The sequence below is a fragment of the Neisseria dentiae genome (assembly GCF_024580525.1).
In the GTDB taxonomy this organism is placed as follows: domain Bacteria; phylum Pseudomonadota; class Gammaproteobacteria; order Burkholderiales; family Neisseriaceae; genus Neisseria; species Neisseria dentiae_A.
In genome coordinates this window covers 33,356-54,146 of record NZ_JANIKQ010000008.1, presented here as the reverse complement: position 1 = coordinate 54,146, position 20,791 = coordinate 33,356, and the positions used below count along the sequence as shown (strand labels likewise).

Below are 20,791 nucleotides of genomic sequence, written 5' to 3'. Positions count from 1 at the left end.
TCGGTGCCGGTTGAGCCTGTGTTGGTGAAACCTGTGGCTGCCCGTCATGAAGAACCTGCCGCACAAGCCGCGCCGGAAGTTGCCGTTGCGGCGGAGGCCGTGGCCGGAACGCAGCCTGAAACCGTTGCCGTTACGGCTGCCAAAAAAATGGTGGCGACGGCGAAAATCACCGCCAACAAACCTTTGTCGGGCTTGTTTAAACCCGCCATCAATGTGAAGCCTTCGCTGTTTATCAAGCAGAAGGCACAAGTTACGCCGGAACCCGTTGCGGTTGCAGAAACTGAAAATGTAGCGGAGCAAACCGTTCAGACGGCCTTTGAAACGTTTGAAACGGTAGATATAGCCGAAACCGTTGCAGAAACCAATGTGCCGGTTGTTGAAACCGTTGCGGCAGAAATGGAGCAAGCCGCCGTTGCTTCTGTGGCGGAAGTGGTGGAAGCCGAAGCGGTTGAAACTGTTGTCGCAGAGACGGAACAAGTTGCCGTGGCTTCCGTTGCAGAAACCGAAGAACAGCCTGCTGTTGCTGCGCTTGAAGCGGTGCAGCCCGAGGTGGTTGAGGCTGTTGCGGCGGAAGCGGAACAAGCTGCCGTGGCTTCCGTTGCAGAAACCGAAGAACAGCCTGCTGTTGCTGAGCTTGAAGCGGTGCAGCCCGAGGTGGTTGAGGCTGTTGCGGCGGAAGCGGAACAAGCTGCCGTGGCTTCCGTTGCAGAAACCGAAGAACAGCCTGCTGTTGCTGAGCTTGAAGCGGTGCAACCCGAGGCGGTTGAGGCTGTTGCGGCAGAAGTGGAACAAGCTGCTGTTGCTTCCGTTGCGGAAACCGAAGAACAGCCTGCTGTTGCTGCGCTTGAAGCGGCGCAACCCGTTGCCGAATCCGAAGCCCTTTCTGTTTCGGAGCGTGCGGCAGAAAAACTGGCCGTTGCCGCTGCCGCTTATGCGGCAGGTCAGGAAGCGGCTGCCGGTGCGCCGCGCGGCAAGATTGCTTTGCCGAAACTGCCGAAAATTTCCATGCCCAAAATCAGTATGCCCAAGATTTCGGTGCCGAAAGTTACCCAATCCCAGGCGGCATTTAAAACCGCAGTCAAACCCATCCGTGCGGCAGTATCAGCCATTTCCGGCGTGCCTGCCGTGGCGGCGGTGGGTCGTTTTTGGCAAAACAAACCTGTCCGCTGGTCGATTTTGGGCGTGCTGCTGCCCGTTTCCGGTGTGGTGGCCGCGTATGCCGTAACCGATCCGCAGCCCCAGCCGGAGCTTTACCGCACGGAGCGGGTGATGGAAGAGTTGCCGGCCGTTTATGTGGAAAGCGGCACGTTCCAAGGCAGTTATTGGGCGCAGGAAGCGGTGGAGCCGGGCGATTCGCTCACTGATGTGTTGCAGCGCATGGGCGTGTCGGACGAGGAAATCCGCGAAGTGCTGGCGCGCAATTCGGTTGACCGCAGCATGATTCAGCTGCGTGCAGGCCAATCAGTAAACGTGCGCTTCGATGCTTCGGGCAATATCACCGACGTGCAGTTCTTTAACGACGACGACAACGGTTTCCGCGACTTGGTGGCTTTGGAAAAAGTAAACGGCAAATGGCGTACTTCCACTTCCGCCGTTGAAATGGAAACCATGCCCACCCTGCGGGCCGTGCAGGTGCGTACTTCCGCACGCGGTGCGATGGCGCAGGCCGGCGTGCCGGTTGAAGTGCGGGAATCGCTGAACGAGATTTTCCACGATATTGTTAATGTCGACGAACTCACCAGCGGTGATTCCATCCGCCTGCTGTATAACAGTATGTATTTCCGCGGTCAGGAAATGGCAACCGGCGATATTTTGGCTGCCGAAGTGGTGAAAGACGGTAAAACCTATCAGGCTTATTATTACAGCCAAGGTAAGGGCGATGAAGAGAGCGGCAGCTATTACGACCAAAACGGCAAATCGCTGCGTTTGCACGAAGGTTTTAACGTGAAGCCGGTTGACTATATGCGCGTTTCATCCCCCTACGGTGTGCGCATCCACCCCGTTTTACGCACCGTGAAAATGCACACGGGCATTGATTATGCCGCACCCACAGGCACGCCCATCCGCGCTACTGCCGACGGTGTGCTGACGTTTAAAGGCTGGCAGGGCGGTTACGGCAATACCGTGATTCTGCAACACAGCAACGGTATCGAAACCCTGTATGCCCATATGAGCGCATTCTCATCGGCCGGCGGTCAGGTTAAAGCCGGTGACGTAATCGGTTATGTGGGCAGCACCGGCCGCTCGACCGGCCCGCACCTGCACTATGAAGTGCGTAAAAACGGCCAGCATATGAACCCGACGGCCATCGCTCTGCCGACACCGAAACTCACGCCCACCAATATGGCCGAGTTCCGCAGGCAGCAACAGGCGCATACTGCAACCATGGCTGCGGTGCGCAATCTGCCGGTAACAGTAACGCAGTTAGATTGATGTTTGCTTAGAGAAAACCGCCCGTTGTTATAAACGGGCGGTTGTTTTTTATGGACTGAGGCCGTCTGAAAAAACAAGTGTTTTGATTTTTCAGACGGCCCGAGACCTTTGCAAAATCTCTTGAAGGCCGTCTGAAATGCTTAAAATCCCGTCATTCCCGTAGTGAAATTTTCACAAGCCATTGAAATCCAGTATCAGTATTTTAAAAGGCCGGATTCCCGCCTACGCGGGAATGACGAAAAATGGCGTTTCAGACGGCCTTCAAGGGATGTTGCAAAGGGCTCGGCCTCAATAGATTCTGCAAAGATTCTGCAAAACCTCCAGCAACCTTAATCAACTCCATCTGCCATAAGAAAAACCTGCTTCAATGAAGCAGGTTTTTATGTTGGAAGTGATTAGCTCAATTTGCCGTGGCAATGCTTGTATTTCAGGCCGCTGCCGCAGGGGCAGAGGTCGTTGCGGTGGACGACGTGGCCTTGTTTGGCAAGCGTTTCGGGGCTGAAGTCGTTGCCGGTGGGGTCGAAAGCTTCGGTGGCAAGATTATCGCGCGATTCGCCCAACACGTCTTCCATGGCGGGGGCGCCGGAGTGGATGGCCTGCACGGCGGCGGGTTCTTGCGGCTCGCTGTCGGCAATCATATCGTCGGCCTGTTCGATCTGCACCGAAGTCAGCAATGAGGCGACGTTTTGTTTGATGCCGTTCCACAGATGCTGGAACATGATGAAGGCTTCGCGCTTGTATTCCTGTTTGGGGTTTTTCTGGGCGTAGCTGCGCAGGTGGATGCCCTGACGCAGGTAGTCCATGGCGGCGAGGTGTTCGCGCCAGTTGTTGTCGATAACTTGCAGCAATACGTTGCGTTCGAAGTTGGTCATGTTTTGTTTGCCGACCAGCTCGGTTTTGTCGGCGTATTCTTGTTCCACTTGGGCAATCAGGCGCTCTTTAACGTCTTGGTTGTCGAGCGTGTTGTTTTCCTTCAGCCAGCCGCGCACATCGGCATGAACGCGGAATTCGCCTGCCAGTTGGGATTCGAGCGCGGGCAGGTCCCATTGCTCTTCCATGCTGTCGGGCGGCATGTGGATGTCGACCAAATCGCCGATAACTTCTTCGCGGATGCTCTTGGCCAAATCGCTCACGTCTTGGTTGGTGAGGATTTCGTTACGGTAGTGGTAAATCACTTTGCGCTGGTCGTTGGCGACGTCGTCGTATTCCAAAACCTGTTTGCGCATATCGAAGTTGCGGCCTTCCACTTTGCGTTGCGCGCCTTCGATTTGGCGGGTGAGCATGCCGTGTTCGATGGCGACGCCGCGCTCGGGCGCAAGGCGGTTGAGGATGGCGGCGGCGCGGTCGAGGGCGAACAGGCGCAGGAGCGGGTCTTCAAACGAGAGGTAGAAACGGCTGGAACCAGGGTCGCCCTGACGCCCCGCACGGCCGCGCAACTGGTTGTCGATGCGGCGGCTTTCGTGGCGCTCGGTGCCGATAATGTGCAGGCCGCCGGCGTTGATAACGCGCTGGTGGTCGGCTTCCCAACTGTTTTCGAGTTTGGAGATGCGGTCTTGCTTTTCTTCGTCGCTCAGGGTTTCGTCAGCGCGGATGGCGTCGCTCTGGTGTTTGACGTTGCCGCCCAAAACGATGTCGGTGCCGCGGCCGGCCATGTTGGTGGCCACGGTAATCATGCTGGGTTTGCCCGCCTGCGCCACAATCAGGGCTTCGCGTTCGTGTTCTTTGGCATTGAGCACGTTGTGCGGCAGGCCGGCTTGGGTGAGCAGGCGCGACACCAGCTCCGAGTTTTCGATGCTGGTGGTGCCCACCAACACGGGCTGGCCTTTGTCGAAACAGGCTTGGATGTCGTTGACGACGGCTTCGTATTTTTCTTCGGCGGTGCGGAAGATTTGGTCGTTGAAGTCTTTGCGCTGCATCGGGCGGTTGGTAGGGATAATCACGGTTTCCAAGCCGTAAATGCTTTGGAACTCAAAGGCTTCGGTGTCGGCTGTGCCGGTCATGCCGGCGAGTTTTTTATACAGACGGAAGTAGTTTTGGAAGGTGATTGACGCCAGCGTTTGGTTTTCGCGTTTGATTTCGACGCCTTCTTTGGCTTCCACGGCCTGGTGCAGGCCTTCCGACCAGCGGCGGCCCGCCATCAGACGGCCTGTGAATTCGTCGACAATCACGATTTCGCCTTCCTGAATCACATAGTGTTGGTCTTTGTGAAACAGGGTATGGGCGCGCAATGCGGCCATCAGATGGTGCATCAGCATGATGTTGGCGGCCGAATAGAGTGAATCGCCCTCTTGCAGCAGGCCCATGTCAGCCAGAATTTCTTCGGCGTGTTCGTGGCCGGATTCGCTCAAAATCACCTGATGGGCTTTTTCGTCGACCCAATAATCGCCCGCGCCTTCTTCGGTTTCTTGGCGGATAAGGCGTGCGGGCACTTTGTCCATCACTTGGTAGAGCTGCACGTTGTCGTCGGCCTGGCCGGAAATAATCAGCGGAGTGCGCGCTTCGTCGATCAGAATCGAATCGACTTCATCGACCACGGCGAAATTCAAATCGCGCTGCACTTTGTCGTATTGGTCGGTTACCATGTTGTCGCGCAGGTAGTCGAAGCCGAATTCGTTGTTGGTGCCGTAGGTGATGTCGGCGTTGTAGGCGGTTTGGCGGTAGAAAGGCTGCATATCGCTCACGATCACGCCCACGGTCAGGCCGAGGAAGTTATACAGCGGCTCCATAATGCCCGCATCGCGCGCGGCCAGATAATCGTTGACGGTAACCACATGCACGCCTTTGCCCGCCAGCGCATTAAGGTAAACAGGCAGGGTGGCGACCAGCGTTTTGCCTTCGCCGGTGCGCATTTCGGCGATATTGCCGTCGTGCAATACCATGCCGCCGATGAGTTGCACGTCGAAATGGCGCATGTTCAGCACGCGGCGGCCGGCTTCGCGGCAAACGGCGAAAGCTTCGGGCAGAATGTCGTTTAAGCTTGCGCCTTCGGTGAGGCGCTGTTTGAACTCGGGGGTTTTGGCTTGCAGTTCTTCATCGCTCAAAGCCTGCATTTGCGGCTCTAATTCGTTGATTTTGGCGACGGTTTTGCGGTATTGTTTGAGCAGGCGGTCGTTGCGGCTGCCAAATACTTTTTTGGCTAAGTTGGTAAGCATGAAATTTCCTGTGGCGGAATGCGTTTGCGGCATTCCGGCTGAAACAGACGGGTCATAAAATCAAACCTGAATTTTAACACAAGCCGTTTGGCAGGGTTACAATGCCGTCTGAAATAGCGGCAGTTTGACCAAATTTCAACTTCCCTTTACTTTAAGGGCGGTTTTGAAAATGCTGCGTTGCGGTTTTGCCGCCGCTTTTTTCTGCCAAACTTTTCTGAAATTGTTGGTTGGTCTGGCGGGTGTTATGCTTCAAATCGGCTGCGGATGGCATAAAATGCCTGAAAAAATGAGCGTAGCGGAATATGTTCGGCAGCTTTTACCAAAACAACACTCAAGGTGGTTATCATGGATTTGAACCGGTTAGGCGGGCGCGACGGGCACTTGCTGGCCCTGTTGCAGCGTTCGCAGCAATGGCGCAGGCTGGATGCCCAAGTCAAGCAGATGATGCCCGCCAACCTGCGCGCGCATTTTCAGACGGCCTGTGTGGAAAACGGCGTATTGGTTGTGCTGGCCGACAACAATATGGTTTCTTCGCGCCTGCGCATGATTGCCCCTGGCCTGTTGCCGCGTTTGCAGGCGCTGCACCCCGACATCGCCGGTGTGCGCGTGAAGGTTTTGCCCAAGCCGCCGCAAACGCCCCGCGTTAACAGCCTGAAAATGAGCGATGCCGCGCTGGAGGGCTTCAGGCACACCGCCGGGCAGTTGCAGCACCACCCCGAGCTGGCGCAAGCGCTGCAAAGGTTGGCGGAAAAGCACGGGAAAGGCTGAATATTCGGGTTAGGCCTGTGTATTTCATGTTGTTGAAACGCAAGATACTCGGGCCAAGCCCGGGTATGACGTATAGAGGCCGTCTGAAAACATTTTCAGACGGCCTCTAACCTTTTACCTTTTACACCCGCCGCTGATAATGCTAACATCAAAAACCGCTTTCAAGCCCTTTGCAAGGCTTTAATTCAAAGGAGAAAAACATAATGAGCACTTTGCCCCGCCCCGAAATCGATTCAGACGGCCTGCTGGAATATTCGGTGGTTTACACCGACCGTGCGCTGAACCATATGTCGCAAAAATTTCAGACGGCCTTGCGCTATATTTCGGCCACGTTGAAAAAAGTTTACGGCGCACAACACGCCGCCGTGATTCCCGGCAGCGGCACATCGGGCATGGAGGCCGTGGCTCGCCAGCTTGCACGGGGCGAAAAATGCCTGATTGTGCGCAACGGCTTTTTCAGTTACCGCTGGACGCAGATTCTCGAAAAAGGCACCATCGCCGCCGACAGCAAAGTGTTCACCGCCCGCCAGGCCGACGAAGCGCAAGCCCCGTTTGCGCCTGCGCCGATTGAAGAAGTGTGCGCCGAAATCGCCGCCTGCCGCCCCGCCGTAGTGTTTGCGCCGCACGTGGAAACCGCATCGGGCATCATGCTGCCCGACGGCTATATCCGACAACTGGCCGAAGCCGTGCACGCCGTCGGCGGCCTGCTGGTCATCGACGGCATCGCTTCGGGCTGCATTTGGTTGGATATGGAAAAACTCGGCATCGACGTGTTGGTTTCCGCCCCGCAAAAAGGCTGGAGCGGCTCGCCCTGCTGCGGTTTGGTGATGCTGAACGACGCGGCTTACCAAAAGGTGCAGCAAACCGAATCCGACAGCTTCGCGCTCGATTTGAAAAAATGGCTGCAAATTATGGAAGCCTTTGAAAACGGCGGCCATGCCTATCACGCCACGCCGCCCACCGATGCGCTGATGAAGCTGCACGATGTGATGAAAGAGGCCGAAGCCGTCGGTTTCGGGCGTTTACAGGCAGCGCAAACCGAGTTGGGCGCGAAAATACGCGCGCTGCTGGCCGGTGCGGGCTATCCCAGCGTGGCTGCGGCAGGTTTCGAAGCCCCCGGAGTGGTGGTTTCCTACACGGTTAACCCCGATATCCAAAACGGCAAAGCCTTTATCGCACAAGGAATGCAGATTGCCGCCGGCGTGCCGCTGCAATGCGGCGAGCGCAGCGATTTCCAAACCTTCCGCCTCGGACTGTTCGGTTTGGACAAGCTGCAAAATATCGACCGCACGGTAGAAACGTTTGCCCGGGTGTTGGGCAGGGTGTAGCCGGCAGGTAAGGTTCGGCAAAAACCGGCGGATAACGCTTGGCAAAGCGGCAAAAGGTGTACAATAGCGCCTTTTTCAGACGGTTTGAGACCTTTGCAAAACCCCCATCTGCGGTGCATTTCTGCGTTGTGCGCTGCTCGCTCGCTTGCCTATCTGTTTGATATGTCTGCACTCGCTGCGCTGCTACGCCTTGAACTGCATCCACATCAGGGGGTTTTGCAAAGGTCTCGGCCTGCCGTTTGCGCCTGCTGCGGCAGGCCGTCTGAAAAACGCTTAACCGGAAATGGAGACCTTAATGTTCCGCACCATGCTCGGCGGCAAAATCCACCGTGCCACCGTTACCGAAGCCGATTTGAACTACGTCGGCAGCATCACCATCGACCAAGACCTGCTCGACGCGGCGGGTATCTGCGTTAACGAAAAAGTGCAAATCGTCAACAACAACAACGGCGAGCGCTTTGAAACCTACACCATTCCCGGCGAACGCGGCAGCGGCGTGGTGTGCCTCAACGGCGCCGCCGCGCGGCTGGTGCAGAAAGGCGACATCGTGATTATTATGTCTTACGTGATGCTCTCCGAGCCGGAAATTGCCGCCCACGAGCCGAACGTGGTGCTGGTGGACGGGCAAAACAAAATCCGCGACGTTATCCGTTACGAACCGCCGCACACCGTTTTATAAACCATCAAAGGCCGTCTGAAACCATTTTTCAGACGGCCTTCAACCCACCGGAAAATCAGCCATGAACGTTAAAATCAACCATATCACCGTCGCCAACGACGCCCCGTTTACTCTGTTCGGCGGCATCAACGTGCTGGAAGACCTCGATTCCACCCTCAAAGCCTGCGAACATTATGTGAAAGTAACCGACAAACTCGGCATTCCTTATGTGTTCAAAGCCTCGTTCGACAAGGCCAACCGCTCGTCTATCCACTCGTTTCGCGGCGTGGGGTTGGAAGAAGGGCTGAAAATCTTCGCCGCCGTGAAAAAAGAATTCGGCGTGCCCGTGATTACCGACGTGCACGAGCCTTACCAATGCGCGCCCGTGGCTGAAGTGTGCGACGTGATCCAGCTGCCCGCCTTTCTCGCGCGCCAAACCGATTTGGTGGTGGCGATGGCGAAAACGGGCAATGTGATTAACGTGAAAAAGCCGCAGTTTTTAAGCCCTTCGCAAATGAAAAACATCGTTGAAAAATTCGCCGAAGCAGGCAACGAACAAGTGATTTTGTGCGAACGCGGCGCACAGTTCGGCTACGACAATCTGGTGGTCGATATGCTCGGCTTCGGCGTGATGAAAAAAACCTGCGGCAACCTGCCGGTGATTTTCGACGTTACCCACTCGCTGCAACAGCGCGAAGCCGGTGCCGCCGCATCGGGCGGGCGCCGCAGCCAAGTGCTGGATTTGGCGCTGGCCGGCATGGCCACCCGCCTGGCCGGTTTGTTTCTCGAATCGCACGCCAACCCCGATGAAGCCAAGTGCGACGGCCCCAGCGCGCTGCCGCTGGCCAAACTCGAAGATTTTCTGCTGCGCGTGAAAGCGGTGGACGAAACGGTGAAATCGTTCCCTGCGCTGGCGATTGATTAAACGGTTAAAAGCATGGCAACAGGCCGTCTGAAAATTTTTCAGACGGCCTTTGTATTTGATATGACAGGATATTTTTCAAAGTCTGAGAAAGGTAAATTTACCTAAATTAATGACCGCTTGTTTGATTTGGCGCAGACAATGAACGGCAGGGCGGTTTGAGGTGGGAGTATAGTGGCTTAAATTCAAAATAGTACAGCGTTGCCTCGCCTTGCCGTACTACCTGTACTGTCTGCGGCTCGGCACCTTGTCCTATTTTGAATTTAAGCCACTTATAGTATCGGCTCAACCGGCTCGAACTTTTTCTGTGAAAGGAGTGTTGCCATGTCCGGATTTTTAGCCATCAACAAAATACCGAATAAAGGTATTCCCATCGCCGAACAGCGCAGGATGTGGCTGCGGCAGTTTTTAAAAGCCTTTTTGGTGGTGTTTACCACTTATATGTGCATGTATTTAATTAGAAATAATTTTAAGGCCGCGCAGCCGATGATGAAAGAGCAACTCGGCCTGACCACGCTCCAACTCGGCTATATCGGCTTGGCTTTCAGCATCACTTACGGCTTGGGCAAAACCGCCGTCGGCTATTACATCAGCGATAAAAACACCAAAAAATCCCTGTCGGTGATGTTGGTGCTCGCATCGATAGCGGTGCTGCTGATGGGCTTGGTGATGAGCGCCTCCGGTTCGGTAATCGGTTTGTTTATCGTGTTGTGGGGCTTGAACGGCGTGTTTCAGGCGGCGGGCGGGCCGGCTTCTTATTCCACGATTTCACGCTGGGCGCCGCGTAAAGAGCGCGGGCGTTATCTCGGCTTTTGGAATATGTCGCACAATGTCGGCGGCGCGGTGGCCGGTATGCTGGCGCTGTGGGGCGCAAACGTGTTTTTCGGCGGCAATGTTTACGGTATGTTTGTTTTTCCCGCCCTGATTGCTCTGGCCATCGGCATTGCCAGCTTCTTTGTCGGCAAAGACGACCCCGAAGAACTGGGCTGGAACCGCTGCGAAGAAATTTTCGGCGAACCGGTGGAATCGGAAAACACCGAGGCCGAAGAAATGCCCATGTGGCAGGCGTTCAAGCAGTTTGTATTGCGTAACCCCTGGATTTGGATGCTGTGCGTGGCCAATGTGTTCGTTTATATCGTCCGCATCGGGATAGACAACTGGGCGCCGCTTTATGTAACCGAGGTGCTGGGTTTCGGCAAGCTGGATGCCGTCAACACGATTTTTTATTTCGAGGTGGGCGCGATTCTTGCCAGTATGAGCTGGGGTTATATTTCCGACCTGCTTAACGGCCGCCGGGCAGCCGTGGCGGTAGGCTGTATGGTGGCGATTATTTTCGTGGTGATGATGTATCGGCACGCCACCAGCGTGATGATGGTGAATGTTTCTCTTTTTCTGCTTGGCGCACTGATTTTCGGACCGCAACTGCTGATCGGTATTTCTTTGGTGGGGTTTGTGCCGAAAAAAGGCATCAGCGTAGCCAACGGCATGACCGGTACCTTCGGTTATCTGTTCGGCGATTCTATAGCGAAGGTCGGGCTGGCTGCCATTGCCGATCCGAAAAGCGGCGGTTTGAGCCTGTTCGGATATACGTTACACGGTTGGTCTGACGTGTTTATTGTGTTTTATATCGCTTTGTTTGTCGGCATTGTGCTGCTGATGGTGGTGGCCTATGGCGAAGAAAAACGTATCCGCGAAGTGAACAGGCAGTTGGGGCATTAACATTCGCCCAAAAGCAGGAAAATCATCGCAAAATTTGTTTAAGCCAGAGTATTTGCAAGTTATTAAGGCAGTTTGAGGCCTTAAGATGTTTGAATCAAACCAAACGGTTATCGATTATTCCCACTCGATCGTAGAGGGCGGTTTGCCGCTCACATCGTACACCACGCGGTTGATGCCGCGCACTTCGTTGATGATGCGGTTGGACACTTTGCCCAGCAGCGAATAAGGCAGCTCCGCCCAATGCGCGGTCATAAAGTCGCTGGTGATGACCGCGCGCAGGGCGACCACGTATTCGTAAGTGCGGCCGTCGCCCATTACGCCCACCGACTTCACCGGCAGGAACACGGCGAAGGCTTGGCTGGTGAGGTCGTACCACGAGGTACCGTTTTCATCGAAAGTGTTGCGCAGCTCTTGAATGAAAATATCGTCGGCCTGACGCAAGAGGTCGGCGTAATTTTTCTTCACTTCGCCCAAAATGCGCACGCCCAAGCCCGGGCCGGGGAAGGGGTGGCGGTACACCATTTCGCGCGGCAGGCCGAGCGCCACGCCCAGTTCGCGCACTTCGTCTTTAAACAGGTCGCGCAAAGGCTCGAGCAGTTTCAGATTCATGTTTTCGGGCAGGCCGCCGACGTTGTGGTGGCTTTTGATGGCGTGTGCTTTTTTGGTTTTCGCGCCCGCGCTTTCGATAACGTCGGGGTAGATCGTGCCCTGTGCCAGCCATTTGGCGTTAACGCGTTTTTTGGCTTCGTCATCAAACACTTCCACAAACTCGCCGCCGATGATTTTGCGCTTTTGCTCGGGGTCGGTTACGCCGGCGAGTTTGCCCATAAACTGTTCGGTAGCGTCCACATGAATCACGTTTACGCCCAGATTGCGTGCAAACATATCCATCACCATTTTGCCTTCATTGAGACGCAGCAGGCCGTGATCGACAAACACGCAGGTGAGTTGGTCGCCGATGGCGCGGTGGATCAGCGCGGCGGCCACGCTGGAATCGACGCCGCCCGACAAGCCCAAAATCACTTCGTCGCCGCCTACTTGTTCGCGGATTTTGGCGACGGCTTCGTCGATGTAGTTGGGCATGGTCCAGCTCGGTTTGGCACCGGCGATGTCCAAAACAAAGCGGTTTAAGAGGGCGCGGCCCTGTTTGGTGTGGGTAACTTCGGGGTGGAACTGGATGCCGTAGAATTGTTTTTCGGCGTGTTCCATCATCGCAATCGGGCAGCTCGGCGTGTCGCCGATCACCACGAAGCCTTCGGGCAGTTTCGACACTTTGTCGCCGTGGCTCATCCACACATCGAGCGTGTTGGCCTGGCCGTCTGAAATGCCGCGCGTTAATTCGCAATCGATGGTTTTCACTTGCGCATAACCGAATTCGCGCTGGTCGCCCGGCGACACTTCGCCGCCCAAATGGTGTGCCATAAACTGCATGCCGTAGCAGATGCCGAGCACGGGCACGCCCAAATCGAAGATGCCGGTGTCGGCCTGATAATCGGAGTTGTAAACCGAGTTGGGGCCGCCGGAAAGGATAATCGCTTTGGGGTTGAAGGCTTTGATGTCGGCCAAAGGCATATCGAAAGAATGCAGTTCGCAGTAAACATGGGCTTCGCGCACGCGGCGGGCGATAAGCTGGGTAACTTGCGAGCCGAAATCGAGAATGAGGATTTTGTCTTGGGTCATGATGGTCTTCGATGGGAAAAGGGAAACGGCAGGCCGGCAAAAAGGCCGTCTGAAAAATGCGCTATTGTATCATTTTTCAGACGGCCTGATGCGTGCGGCGGATTATTCGCCGCCGGGCAGTTTCACCCGTTTGTGCGGTACGATATTGCTGCGCGAAAGCAGCAACAGGCAGCCGAGAACCATCATGCCCAAAGCCACCAGCGGCGACATGCCCATCAGATATTGGCTTTTCAGGTAAACCGCCGCGCCGATGTAAATCAAGAGCGGGCCGGATACGACCGACTGTTTGTTGATGCCGTCCATCACCAGCACGGCCACACCGGCAACGGCCAGGCCGATGGCAATCAGCGTGGCGGTGGCGGGCAGGATGCCGGTGGCTTTGAGAAACCACACGGCGCCGGCGATAATCAGAAACAGCGGCAGGGCGAGCGAGGCTTGGGGCATGGTGCAAACTCCGTGGTTGCGAATGTGTTCAGACGGCCTGCATTATTGGGTTATGCAGGCCGTCTGAAAAGGGTTCTTGCGCTTTTTTACGCAAACCGGTTGTAAAAAACATATAGGCCGAGGCCTTTGCAAGTCGTTTAGGCCGTCTGAAATATTCAACCATCGCCATTCCCGCGCAGGCGGGAATCCAGTCGTTTTTTCGTAAGTTATTGAAATAAAATACTTGATGATTTTGGGGCCGGATTCCCGCCTGCGCGGGAATGACGAGGCACCAACCTTTTCAGGGTTGAATTGGTTTTTTTCAAAAATTTCAGGCCGTTAACCCGCGTTTTTCATCAAACGCTGTTTCTCGCGCTTCCAATCGGCTTCTTTCATGCTCTGGCGTTTGTCGTGCTGCTTTTTACCTTTGGCCAGGCCGATGTCCATTTTGATGTAGCCGCGGCTGTAATGCAGGTTTAACGGTACGATGGTGTAGCCCGCCCGCTCGGTTTTGCCGATTAATTTGTTGATTTCCGACTGTTTCAGCAGCAGCTTGCGCTGGCGCACCGGGTCGGGCTTCACATGGGTGGAGGCGGTGGGCAGTGCGGTGATGTGGCAGCCCACCAGATAAAACGCGTCTTTCTTCCAGTGGATATAGCTCTCTTTCAGCTGCACGCGGCCGGCGCGCACGGCTTTCACTTCCCAGCCGTCTAGCACCAAACCGGCTTCGATTTGGTCTTCGATAAAATAGTCGTGAAAGGCTTTGCGGTTGTTGGCGATGCTCATGGTATTCGATATTTCGGTTCGGTTGCTTTTTTTCAGACGGCCTATTGTAGCAAAAGGCCGTCTGAAAACGTGAGACCTTTGCAAAAAAGCCATCTGCGGCGCATTTCTGCGTTGTGCGCTGCTCGCTCGCTTGCCTAACTCTATGTTATGTCTGCACTCGCGGCGTGGTCTACGCCTTGAACTGCATCCACATCTGACTTTTTTGCAAAGGTCTCAACATCTTAAAATTCGCGTATGCAGGTAAAGCGCAAAACGCCGCCGACGCTTTCGGCAAACATGGCGGCGGGGCGCACCCACAGGCCGTAATCGCCGTAGAGGGCGCGGTAAACCACTAAGGGTTCTTCGGTTTCGCTGTGGCGGGCAGTGCCGAGCACTTCGTATAAATTGCCTTTATAGTGGCGGTAGATGCCGGGTTTGACTGTGTTCATCGTAATCGGCCGTCTGAAAAAACAAAAAATAAATGGCAGGTTTTGCAACCCGCCATACTTTGGGAATTGAAACCGGAACACTCCGGCCCAATTTGATTAAGCAGCCTGAATGTTGGCGGCTTGTTTGCCTTTAGGGCCGGTGGTTACGTCGAAAGAAACGCGTTGGCCTTCTTTCAGGGTTTTGAAACCTTCCATATTGATGGCAGAGAAGTGAGCAAACAAATCTTCGCCGCCTTCGTCGGGGGTGATAAAACCAAAACCTTTAGCGTCGTTAAACCATTTAACAATACCGGTTGCCATTGAACTTCCTATACTAAAAAAATTAACAAAAACAGCAAAATTCAGGCAACATGTAAAAACCAAAAGTTTCGAGTTTCTCCCAAACCATTATGCTTTTTTAGATGCCAAGCTCTGCTAAGAAGGCTTTTTACCTATGTTGTATGGTCCAGTCAAGGGGAGATTGGGAAAAATATCGAAATTTATTAAAATAAAGCAAAAAACAACATCAATACCACCCCGAAACCGCATTTTAAAGATTAATATGAGTCAAAACCAAACCCGCCGCGACGCAGAAACCGAACTGTTGAACCGCAGCAAAACCACTCCACCCAAACGGTACGGCGTTTATCTGCTCAACGACGATTACACGACCATGGATTTCGTGGTGGAAGTGCTCACCGAAATTTTCATGCTGCCCGAAGAGCGGGCGGTGGCCGTGATGCTGCTGGTGCATCACGAAGGCAAAGGGCTGTGCGGCGTTTACACCCGCGATATAGCCGATACCAAACAGCAACAGGTTTTGCAGCGCGCACGGCAGGAAGGCCACCCGCTGCAATGTATTGTTGAGGAGGTTTAAATGATTTCAACCGAACTCGAACAGATTCTGCAACAGATTTACACCGATGCGCGCAGGCACAAATACGAGCTGATCAGCTTGGAGCACCTGCTTTTGGCGCTCATCGAACAGAGCGAAGACGTGGCCAACATATTGGCACGTTGCGGCGCGGATTGCGGTGTGCTCACCGAACAGCTGATCAGCAGCATGGTCGACAACACCCCGACCTTGCCGCCGCACCTGTTCGACAGCACCGAAACCCAGCCCACCCTCGGCTTCCAGCGCGTATTGCAGCGGGCGATGGTGCACGCGCAGTCGGCCGGCAAAAAAGAGGTGAAACCGGTGGACGTGCTGGTGGCGCTGATGAGCGAAACCGATAGCCATGCGGTGTATTTCCTGCAACTGCAATCGGTTACGCGCTACGATTTGCTGCGCTGCCTCGCCCACGGCATCACGCCCGAAGGCAGCAACGGCAGCAGCCGTGAAGAAGACGACGGCAACCGGGCCGCCGGCAGCGGCGATGCGCTGGCCGACTACACCGTCAACCTCAACGCCGAAGTGCTGGCCGGCCGCATCGATCCCCTAATCGGCCGCAAACACGAGATGGAGCGTTTGGTGCAAACCCTTTGCCGCCGCCGCAAAAACAACCCCCTGCTGGTGGGCGAAGCCGGCGTGGGCAAAACCGCGCTGGCCGAAGGTTTGGCGCATTTGATCGTGAAAGGCGAAGTGCCCGACACGCTGCGCGGCGCCGCCGTGTTTTCGCTCGATATGGGCGCACTGCTGGCCGGCACCAAATACCGCGGCGATTTCGAGGCGCGCATCAAAGCCGTTTTAAAAGCGCTGGCGAAAATCCCCAACGCCGTGCTGTTTGTGGACGAAATCCACACCATCATCGGGGCGGGCAGTACATCGGGCGGCACGATGGACGCTTCCAACCTGCTCAAGCCCGCGCTGGCGAAAGGGCAGTTGCGCTGCATCGGCGCCACCACCTACAACGAATACCGCACCATCTTCGATAAAGATCATGCCTTAAGCCGCCGTTTTCAGAAAATCGACATCGTCGAGCCGAGCATCGCCGAAACCGTGCAGATTCTGCGCGGCCTGAAGAGCGCCTTTGAAGATTTCCACCAAGTGCGCTATACCGCCGGCGCGCTGGAGGCCGCCGCCGAGCTGTCTGCCCGCTACATCAACGAGCGGTTCCTGCCCGACAAGGCCATCGACGTGATGGACGAAGCCGGTGCCGCCCAGCGGATTCTGCCCAAATCCAAGCAGAAAAAGGTTATCGGCAAAGCCCAAATCGAAGCGGTGGTGGCCAAAGTGGCGCGTATTCCCGAGAAAACCGTGTCGCACGACGACAAACAAGTGCTGCAATATCTGGGCCGTGATTTGAAAAACATGGTATTCGGGCAGGATGCCGCCATCGAAGCCTTGGTGGCCGCCGTGAAAATGGCGCGCTCCGGCTTGGGGCAGCCCGACAAACCCATCGGCAGCTTTCTGTTTTCCGGTCCCACCGGCGTGGGCAAAACCGAAGTGGCGCGCCAGCTCGCCTTCTCGCTCGGTGTGCCGCTGCAACGCTTCGATATGTCGGAATATATGGAACGCCATGCCGTTTCGCGCCTGATCGGCGCGCCGCCGGGCTATGTGGGCTTCGAGCAGGGCGGGCTGCTGACCGAAGCGGTTAACAAACAACCGTTTTGCGTGCTGCTGCTCGACGAAATCGAAAAAGCCCACCCCGATATTTTCAATGTGCTGCTGCAAGTGATGGACCACGGCAAGCTCACCGACAACAACGGCAAGAGTGCCGATTTCCGCAATGTGGTTATCATCATGACCACCAACGCGGGCGCGGAAAGCCTGAGCAAGCCCACCATCGGTTTTGCCGGCAAGCGCGAGCGCGGCGACGAAATGCAAGCCATCAACAAGCTGTTTACGCCCGAATTCCGCAACCGTTTGGATGCCATTATTCCGTTTGCGCCGTTGAACGAAGCCGTGATTGCCAGAGTGGTGGATAAATTCCTGCTGCAACTGGAACAGCAGCTGCTTGATAAAAAAGTGGAGGCCGAGTTTACGCCGGCGCTGCGCAAATATCTGGCCGAAAAAGGTTTCGACCCGCAGATGGGCGCCCGCCCGATGAACCGCCTGATTCAGGAAAAAATCCGCAAGGCTCTGGCCGACGAGCTGCTGTTCGGCCGTCTTGCCGACGGCGGTTTCGTGCGCATAGACTGGGATGCGGCCAAAGAAGAAGCCGTGTTGAAGTTTAAGAAAGCCGCACCGAAAAAAGCGGCGGATGCGGCGGTGTGAACAGATACGGCAGATTGCTAAAGGCGGCAGCCGGAAGCAAAGGCCGTCTGAAAACAAAATAACCGAGACCTTTGCAAAATTCGTTTAAGCCGCCTGAAATATTCAACCATCGTCATTCCCGCGTAGGCGGGAATCCAGTCATTTTTTATAAGTTATTGAAATAAAATATTTGATGGTTTTAAAGCTGGATTCCCGCCTACGCGGGAATGACGGAATCTAAGCATTTCAGACGGCTTCAAGGTATTTTTGCAAAGGTCTCTAACCGTTTTTCAGACGGCGCTAAGTGTTTGTGCAAAGGTTGTGGGATTTAAGCATTTCAGACGGCCTGAAAGAGTTTTGCAAAAGCTTCGCCAAAGCGGATTTGAACGTCGTTGAGCATAAAAAAACGCCCCGTAAAACGGGGCGTTTGATATTTGGTATTGCGGGGCACGGCCAAACGGTTATTCGTCGGCAGGTGCGGGTTTGGGGGTGGCGCGCACGTCGTTGCTTTTTTCTTTGTGTTTCAGTACGGCGCGGTCAAGTTTGTCCATCAGCACGTCGATGGCGGCATACATATCCGACTCAATGGTTTCCACATGCAGATCCTTACCGGCCAAGTGCACATCGGCTTCGGCCTTGTTGTTGACCTTTTCCACCGAGAGGGTAATGGCTACCGAAATCACGTTGGCGGCGTGGCGGTTGATGCGCTCGAGCTTGGCGGCCACATGGTTTTTGATGGCTTCGGTTACGTCGAAATTGAGGCCGGTAATTTTCAGATTCATGGCTTACTCCTTCGGTTGGGTTGTGCCGCCCGTGTCGGCGGCGGAAATTAGTGTGTTTGCGGTTGGGGTCTGTTGATAATTAACGCAACGGTGGTATGGTTGGTTAAAAAAACAGCTTCGCCGGTCAATCGTCAACAGATCCTAGGCAACCGTAGAAAAAATCAATTTTTAGGGTTTTCACTATAACAGGCCGTCTGAAAGGTTTTGCTGATGCAGATTAAATTTTTCAGACGGCCTGCTTACTTCCGGTTAGGTATTAAGGCCTGCGTTGGTGTGCGTTCGGAATATTCAGCGATTCGCGGTATTTGGCCACGGTGCGGCGGGCAATGTCGATGCCCTGCTGTTTCAGCAACCTGCTCAGCGCATCGTCGGAATAAGGTTTGTGTTTGTTTTCGCTTTCAACCAGTTGGGCGATAACGGCTTTCACCGCGCTCTGGCTCACGCCTTCACCGTCTTCGGCGGCAACGGCCTGTGTGAAGAAATAGCGTAACGCAAACACCCCGCGCGGGCAAGCCAAATATTTGTGGTTGACGGCGCGCGACACGGTGCTTTCGGCCACGCCCAGTGCGGCGGCGGCATCTTTCACCAGCATGGGTGTGAGGCCGATTTCGCCGAACACGAAAAAATCTTCCTGTTTTTCCACGATATATTCGGCCAGCCGCATCACGGTGCTTTTGCGCAGCTCGAGGCTGTCGATTTTTTGTCGTGCTTCGCTGAGTTTTTCTTTCCATTCGGGGCTGATGTCGCCCGCTTGTTTGAGCAGTTCGCAATATTCGCTGTTGAGCTGCACTTTCGGCCACACGCGCTCGTTGCTGCTGACCGACCAGCCGCTTTTGGTTTCTTTCACCCAAATATCGGGCTGCACATAGGCGGTAGGCTCGGCGGAAGCGAAACCGTAGGCGGGATAGGGGTTGAGTTTGGCGATCAGGTCTAAGGCCGTCTGAAGGGTTTCGGCTTCGGCATCGGGAAAATATTTGCGGAATTTGGCGGTGTTCTGCTGGCGGCTGCGGCTCAAATCATCAAGATGCAGCTGCACGATTTTGGCGGCAAGCTGGCGCTCGGGCGATGCAGGCAGGCGCATCAGTTGCAGCAGCAGCGATTCGGTGAGGTCGGCAGCGCCCACGCCCGGGGGGTCGAAGGTTTGCAGCAGATCGAGTGCGTTCTGCATATCTTCTTCTTCCAGCATCCACTCTAACGGCGTTTGGTCGAGCACATCGGTGATGCTGTCGGTGAAGTAGCCTTGTTCGTCGAGAAAATCAATCAGGATATGCACCCGCGCGGCTTCGGCTTCGCTTAAGGGGTGTTCGCACACTTGTTTGTGCAGATAGGCGTTGAAGTCGTCTTCTTCGGCGATGGTGGCCCAAACGTCTTCGGCATCGTCGCCGCCGATTTGGTTGGTTTTGGGCGGTGCGGCGGAAATGCGCTCGAATTCGGCTTCTGCCGCTTCGTCGTATTCGGCGCGTTCCAAAAGCGGGTTGTCTTGCAGCCAGTCGTCGACTTCGCGGTCGAGTTCCAGCCCCGACATTTGCAGTATGCGCAGCGACTGTTGCAGCCGCTGGTTGAGCTGCTGGGTTTGCCTGAGTTTTAATCCTATGTTTTGACTCATGTTGTTATTTTCTTCTTGAGTAAAAGCGTAATGTGCGGTTTGCGCCGGACCGGATTACCCCCCCCCAATTGCCGGCTGTTAATAGTTGAAGTTTTCGCCCAAATACACCGCGCGCACCTGCTCGTTGTTAACCAGTTCTTCGGGATGGCCCGAGGCCAGCACGGTACCGTCGCTGATAATGTAGGCGCGGTCGCAGATACGCAGGGTTTCGCGCACGTTGTGATCGGTTATCAGCACGCCGATGCCGCGTGTTTTCAGAAAACCGATGATTTTCTGAATGTCGATAACGGCAATCGGATCAACGCCGGCAAAGGGTTCGTCGAGCAGGATGAAACGCGGCTGCATGGCCAATACGCGGGCGATTTCCACGCGGCGGCGTTCGCCGCCCGAGAGCGACGGCGCGGGGTTGTTGCGCAGGCGCTCGATATTCAGATCGGCCAAGAGTTTTTCAAGCTCGGCATCGATTTCGCTTTTGTCTTTCAGGCGGATTTCCAAAATGGCGCGGATATTCTGTTCCACCGTCATTTTGCGGAAAATCGACGCTTCCTGCGGCAGGTAGCCCAAACCCAAACGGGCGCGCTCGTGTATCGGCAGATGGCGGATTTCTTGGCCGTCCAACTCTACGCTGCCTGCATCGGCGGCAATCAGCCCTACAATCATATAAAAGCTGGTGGTTTTGCCGGCGCCGTTGGGGCCGAGCAGGCCGACCACTTCGCCGCTTTCGATTTCCAGCGAAAAGTTTTTCACCACTTGGCGCTTTTTGAAGGTTTTTTGCAGGTTTTGTACGTTTAAGCGGCTTTGGCTCATATGCGTGCTCTTTGGTGATGGTTACTATTGTAATCGGTTTTTAGGCCGTCTGAAAGGTTTTTTTAACCTTTGTGAAGATTTGTATAGCTTAATTCTTGTTTGCGCACACCGTGGCAAATGTGTGCGGCACTTTGAACTGCATCCGCATCCGGCATTTTTGCAAAGGTATCAGGCCGTCTGAAAA

The 20,791-nt window shown here is 55.0% G+C and carries 18 protein-coding genes and 1 pseudogene; 10 read left to right on the top strand and 9 right to left on the bottom strand.

Features of this window, described 5'->3' with window-relative positions; translation table 11 throughout:
• Positions 1–1,134: 1,134 nt before the first annotated feature.
• Complete coding sequence (locus tag NQ012_RS06430; protein WP_257066829.1) at positions 1,135–2,433, top strand: M23 family metallopeptidase; 1,299 nt, start codon at positions 1,135–1,137, stop codon at positions 2,431–2,433.
• Positions 2,434–2,828: 395 nt separating this feature from the next.
• Here the strand turns inward: NQ012_RS06430 and secA are convergent, their stop codons facing one another.
• The gene (gene secA, locus NQ012_RS06425; RefSeq protein WP_257066789.1) at positions 2,829–5,585 is read right to left on the bottom strand and encodes a preprotein translocase subunit SecA; all 2,757 of its coding nucleotides are present in this window, start codon (positions 5,583–5,585) and stop codon (positions 2,829–2,831) included.
• Positions 5,586–5,709: 124 nt separating this feature from the next.
• On the opposite strand from secA, the gene NQ012_RS06420 reads away from it, so the two are divergent.
• The 6 genes from NQ012_RS06420 to uhpT all read left to right on the top strand — a co-directional run bounded on the left by NQ012_RS06420 (position 5,710) and on the right by uhpT (position 10,980).
• The gene (locus NQ012_RS06420) at positions 5,710–5,940 is read left to right on the top strand and encodes a hypothetical protein (protein WP_257066788.1); all 231 of its coding nucleotides are present in this window, start codon (positions 5,710–5,712) and stop codon (positions 5,938–5,940) included.
• Positions 5,931–6,353 carry a DUF721 domain-containing protein gene (locus tag NQ012_RS06415; protein ID WP_257066787.1) on the top strand — a complete coding sequence of 141 codons (423 nt, stop codon included), beginning with the start codon at positions 5,931–5,933 and terminating at the stop codon, positions 6,351–6,353. Before NQ012_RS06420 ends, NQ012_RS06415 begins: the two co-directional genes overlap by 10 nt.
• Before the next feature lie 203 nt (positions 6,354–6,556).
• Complete coding sequence (locus NQ012_RS06410) at positions 6,557–7,681, top strand: aminotransferase class V-fold PLP-dependent enzyme (protein ID WP_257066786.1); 1,125 nt, start codon at positions 6,557–6,559, stop codon at positions 7,679–7,681.
• Between the two features lie 295 nt (positions 7,682–7,976).
• Positions 7,977–8,360 carry an aspartate 1-decarboxylase gene (gene panD, locus NQ012_RS06400; RefSeq protein ID WP_257066785.1) on the top strand — a complete coding sequence of 128 codons (384 nt, stop codon included), beginning with the start codon at positions 7,977–7,979 and terminating at the stop codon, positions 8,358–8,360.
• Between the two features lie 61 nt (positions 8,361–8,421).
• Positions 8,422–9,264 (top strand): 3-deoxy-8-phosphooctulonate synthase, encoded by an 843-nt coding sequence (gene kdsA / locus NQ012_RS06395; RefSeq protein WP_257066784.1) that lies wholly within the window; start codon positions 8,422–8,424, stop codon positions 9,262–9,264.
• Positions 9,265–9,585: 321 nt separating this feature from the next.
• Positions 9,586–10,980: a hexose-6-phosphate:phosphate antiporter gene (uhpT, locus tag NQ012_RS06390; protein WP_257066783.1), complete on the top strand. Its 1,395-nt coding sequence runs from the start codon at positions 9,586–9,588 to the stop codon at positions 10,978–10,980.
• 114 nt (positions 10,981–11,094) lie between these two features.
• Here the strand turns inward: uhpT and guaA are convergent, their stop codons facing one another.
• The 3 genes from guaA to smpB all read right to left on the bottom strand — a co-directional run bounded on the left by guaA (position 11,095) and on the right by smpB (position 13,962).
• On the bottom strand, positions 11,095–12,660 hold the full coding sequence (gene guaA, locus NQ012_RS06385; RefSeq protein ID WP_257066782.1) for a glutamine-hydrolyzing GMP synthase: 1,566 nt from the start codon (positions 12,658–12,660) through the stop codon (positions 11,095–11,097).
• A gap of 102 nt (positions 12,661–12,762) precedes the next feature.
• The gene (locus NQ012_RS06380) at positions 12,763–13,104 is read right to left on the bottom strand and encodes a hypothetical protein (RefSeq protein ID WP_257066781.1); all 342 of its coding nucleotides are present in this window, start codon (positions 13,102–13,104) and stop codon (positions 12,763–12,765) included.
• 318 nt (positions 13,105–13,422) lie between these two features.
• A complete protein-coding gene (gene smpB, locus NQ012_RS06375) occupies positions 13,423–13,962 on the bottom strand; it encodes an SsrA-binding protein SmpB (RefSeq protein ID WP_257066780.1) in 540 nt (179 codons plus the stop codon).
• Between smpB and NQ012_RS06370 the strand changes: the two are divergent.
• Positions 13,939–14,113: pseudogene (locus tag NQ012_RS06370) on the top strand (lipoprotein signal peptidase). The gene smpB and the pseudogene NQ012_RS06370 overlap by 24 nt on opposite strands.
• Here the strand turns inward: NQ012_RS06370 and NQ012_RS06365 are convergent.
• Together NQ012_RS06365 and NQ012_RS06360 are read right to left on the bottom strand one after the other, a co-directional pair.
• Positions 14,091–14,297: a DUF1653 domain-containing protein gene (locus NQ012_RS06365; protein WP_257066779.1), complete on the bottom strand. Its 207-nt coding sequence runs from the start codon at positions 14,295–14,297 to the stop codon at positions 14,091–14,093. The pseudogene NQ012_RS06370 and the gene NQ012_RS06365 overlap by 23 nt on opposite strands.
• A 96-nt stretch (positions 14,298–14,393) precedes the next feature.
• Positions 14,394–14,597: a cold-shock protein gene (locus tag NQ012_RS06360; RefSeq protein WP_002217533.1), complete on the bottom strand. Its 204-nt coding sequence runs from the start codon at positions 14,595–14,597 to the stop codon at positions 14,394–14,396.
• 241 nt (positions 14,598–14,838) lie between these two features.
• Between NQ012_RS06360 and clpS the strand changes: the two genes are divergently transcribed.
• The gene (gene clpS, locus NQ012_RS06355; protein WP_257066778.1) at positions 14,839–15,153 is read left to right on the top strand and encodes an ATP-dependent Clp protease adapter ClpS; all 315 of its coding nucleotides are present in this window, start codon (positions 14,839–14,841) and stop codon (positions 15,151–15,153) included.
• Positions 15,154–17,433: an ATP-dependent Clp protease ATP-binding subunit ClpA gene (gene clpA / locus NQ012_RS06350; RefSeq protein ID WP_257066777.1), complete on the top strand. Its 2,280-nt coding sequence runs from the start codon at positions 15,154–15,156 to the stop codon at positions 17,431–17,433.
• Positions 17,434–17,873: 440 nt separating this feature from the next.
• Here clpA and hpf read toward each other — a convergent pair whose 3' ends face one another.
• The 3 genes from hpf to lptB all read right to left on the bottom strand — a co-directional run bounded on the left by hpf (position 17,874) and on the right by lptB (position 20,607).
• Entirely contained in the window at positions 17,874–18,194 is a 321-nt protein-coding gene (gene hpf, locus NQ012_RS06345; RefSeq protein WP_257066776.1) for a ribosome hibernation-promoting factor, HPF/YfiA family, read from the bottom strand.
• A 256-nt stretch (positions 18,195–18,450) separates the two neighbouring features.
• Positions 18,451–19,800 carry an RNA polymerase factor sigma-54 gene (gene rpoN, locus NQ012_RS06340; RefSeq protein ID WP_257066775.1) on the bottom strand — a complete coding sequence of 450 codons (1,350 nt, stop codon included), beginning with the start codon at positions 19,798–19,800 and terminating at the stop codon, positions 18,451–18,453.
• Between the two features lie 78 nt (positions 19,801–19,878).
• Positions 19,879–20,607 (bottom strand): LPS export ABC transporter ATP-binding protein, encoded by a 729-nt coding sequence (lptB, locus tag NQ012_RS06335; protein WP_257066774.1) that lies wholly within the window; start codon positions 20,605–20,607, stop codon positions 19,879–19,881.
• Positions 20,608–20,791: the final 184 nt, after the last annotated feature.

Bases quoted from the DNA above. Each gene is read 5' to 3' on its own strand.
- lptB (WP_257066774.1), bottom strand. From the start codon at position 20,607: ATGAGCCAAAGCCGCTTAAACGTACAAAACCTGCAAAAAACCTTCAAA.
- NQ012_RS06415 (WP_257066787.1), top strand. From the start codon at position 5,931: ATGGATTTGAACCGGTTAGGCGGGCGCGACGGGCACTTGCTGGCCCTG.
- NQ012_RS06360 (WP_002217533.1), bottom strand. From the start codon at position 14,597: ATGGCAACCGGTATTGTTAAATGGTTTAACGACGCTAAAGGTTTTGGT.
- clpS (WP_257066778.1), top strand. From the start codon at position 14,839: ATGAGTCAAAACCAAACCCGCCGCGACGCAGAAACCGAACTGTTGAAC.
- kdsA (WP_257066784.1), top strand. From the start codon at position 8,422: ATGAACGTTAAAATCAACCATATCACCGTCGCCAACGACGCCCCGTTT.
- uhpT (WP_257066783.1), top strand. From the start codon at position 9,586: ATGTCCGGATTTTTAGCCATCAACAAAATACCGAATAAAGGTATTCCC.
- guaA (WP_257066782.1), bottom strand. From the start codon at position 12,660: ATGACCCAAGACAAAATCCTCATTCTCGATTTCGGCTCGCAAGTTACC.
- secA (WP_257066789.1), bottom strand. From the start codon at position 5,585: ATGCTTACCAACTTAGCCAAAAAAGTATTTGGCAGCCGCAACGACCGC.
- clpA (WP_257066777.1), top strand. From the start codon at position 15,154: ATGATTTCAACCGAACTCGAACAGATTCTGCAACAGATTTACACCGAT.
- rpoN (WP_257066775.1), bottom strand. From the start codon at position 19,800: ATGAGTCAAAACATAGGATTAAAACTCAGGCAAACCCAGCAGCTCAAC.
- NQ012_RS06410 (WP_257066786.1), top strand. From the start codon at position 6,557: ATGAGCACTTTGCCCCGCCCCGAAATCGATTCAGACGGCCTGCTGGAA.
- NQ012_RS06380 (WP_257066781.1), bottom strand. From the start codon at position 13,104: ATGCCCCAAGCCTCGCTCGCCCTGCCGCTGTTTCTGATTATCGCCGGC.
- hpf (WP_257066776.1), bottom strand. From the start codon at position 18,194: ATGAATCTGAAAATTACCGGCCTCAATTTCGACGTAACCGAAGCCATC.
- panD (WP_257066785.1), top strand. From the start codon at position 7,977: ATGTTCCGCACCATGCTCGGCGGCAAAATCCACCGTGCCACCGTTACC.
- NQ012_RS06365 (WP_257066779.1), bottom strand. From the start codon at position 14,297: ATGAACACAGTCAAACCCGGCATCTACCGCCACTATAAAGGCAATTTA.
- smpB (WP_257066780.1), bottom strand. From the start codon at position 13,962: ATGGCTTTTTTGCAAAGGTCTCACGTTTTCAGACGGCCTTTTGCTACA.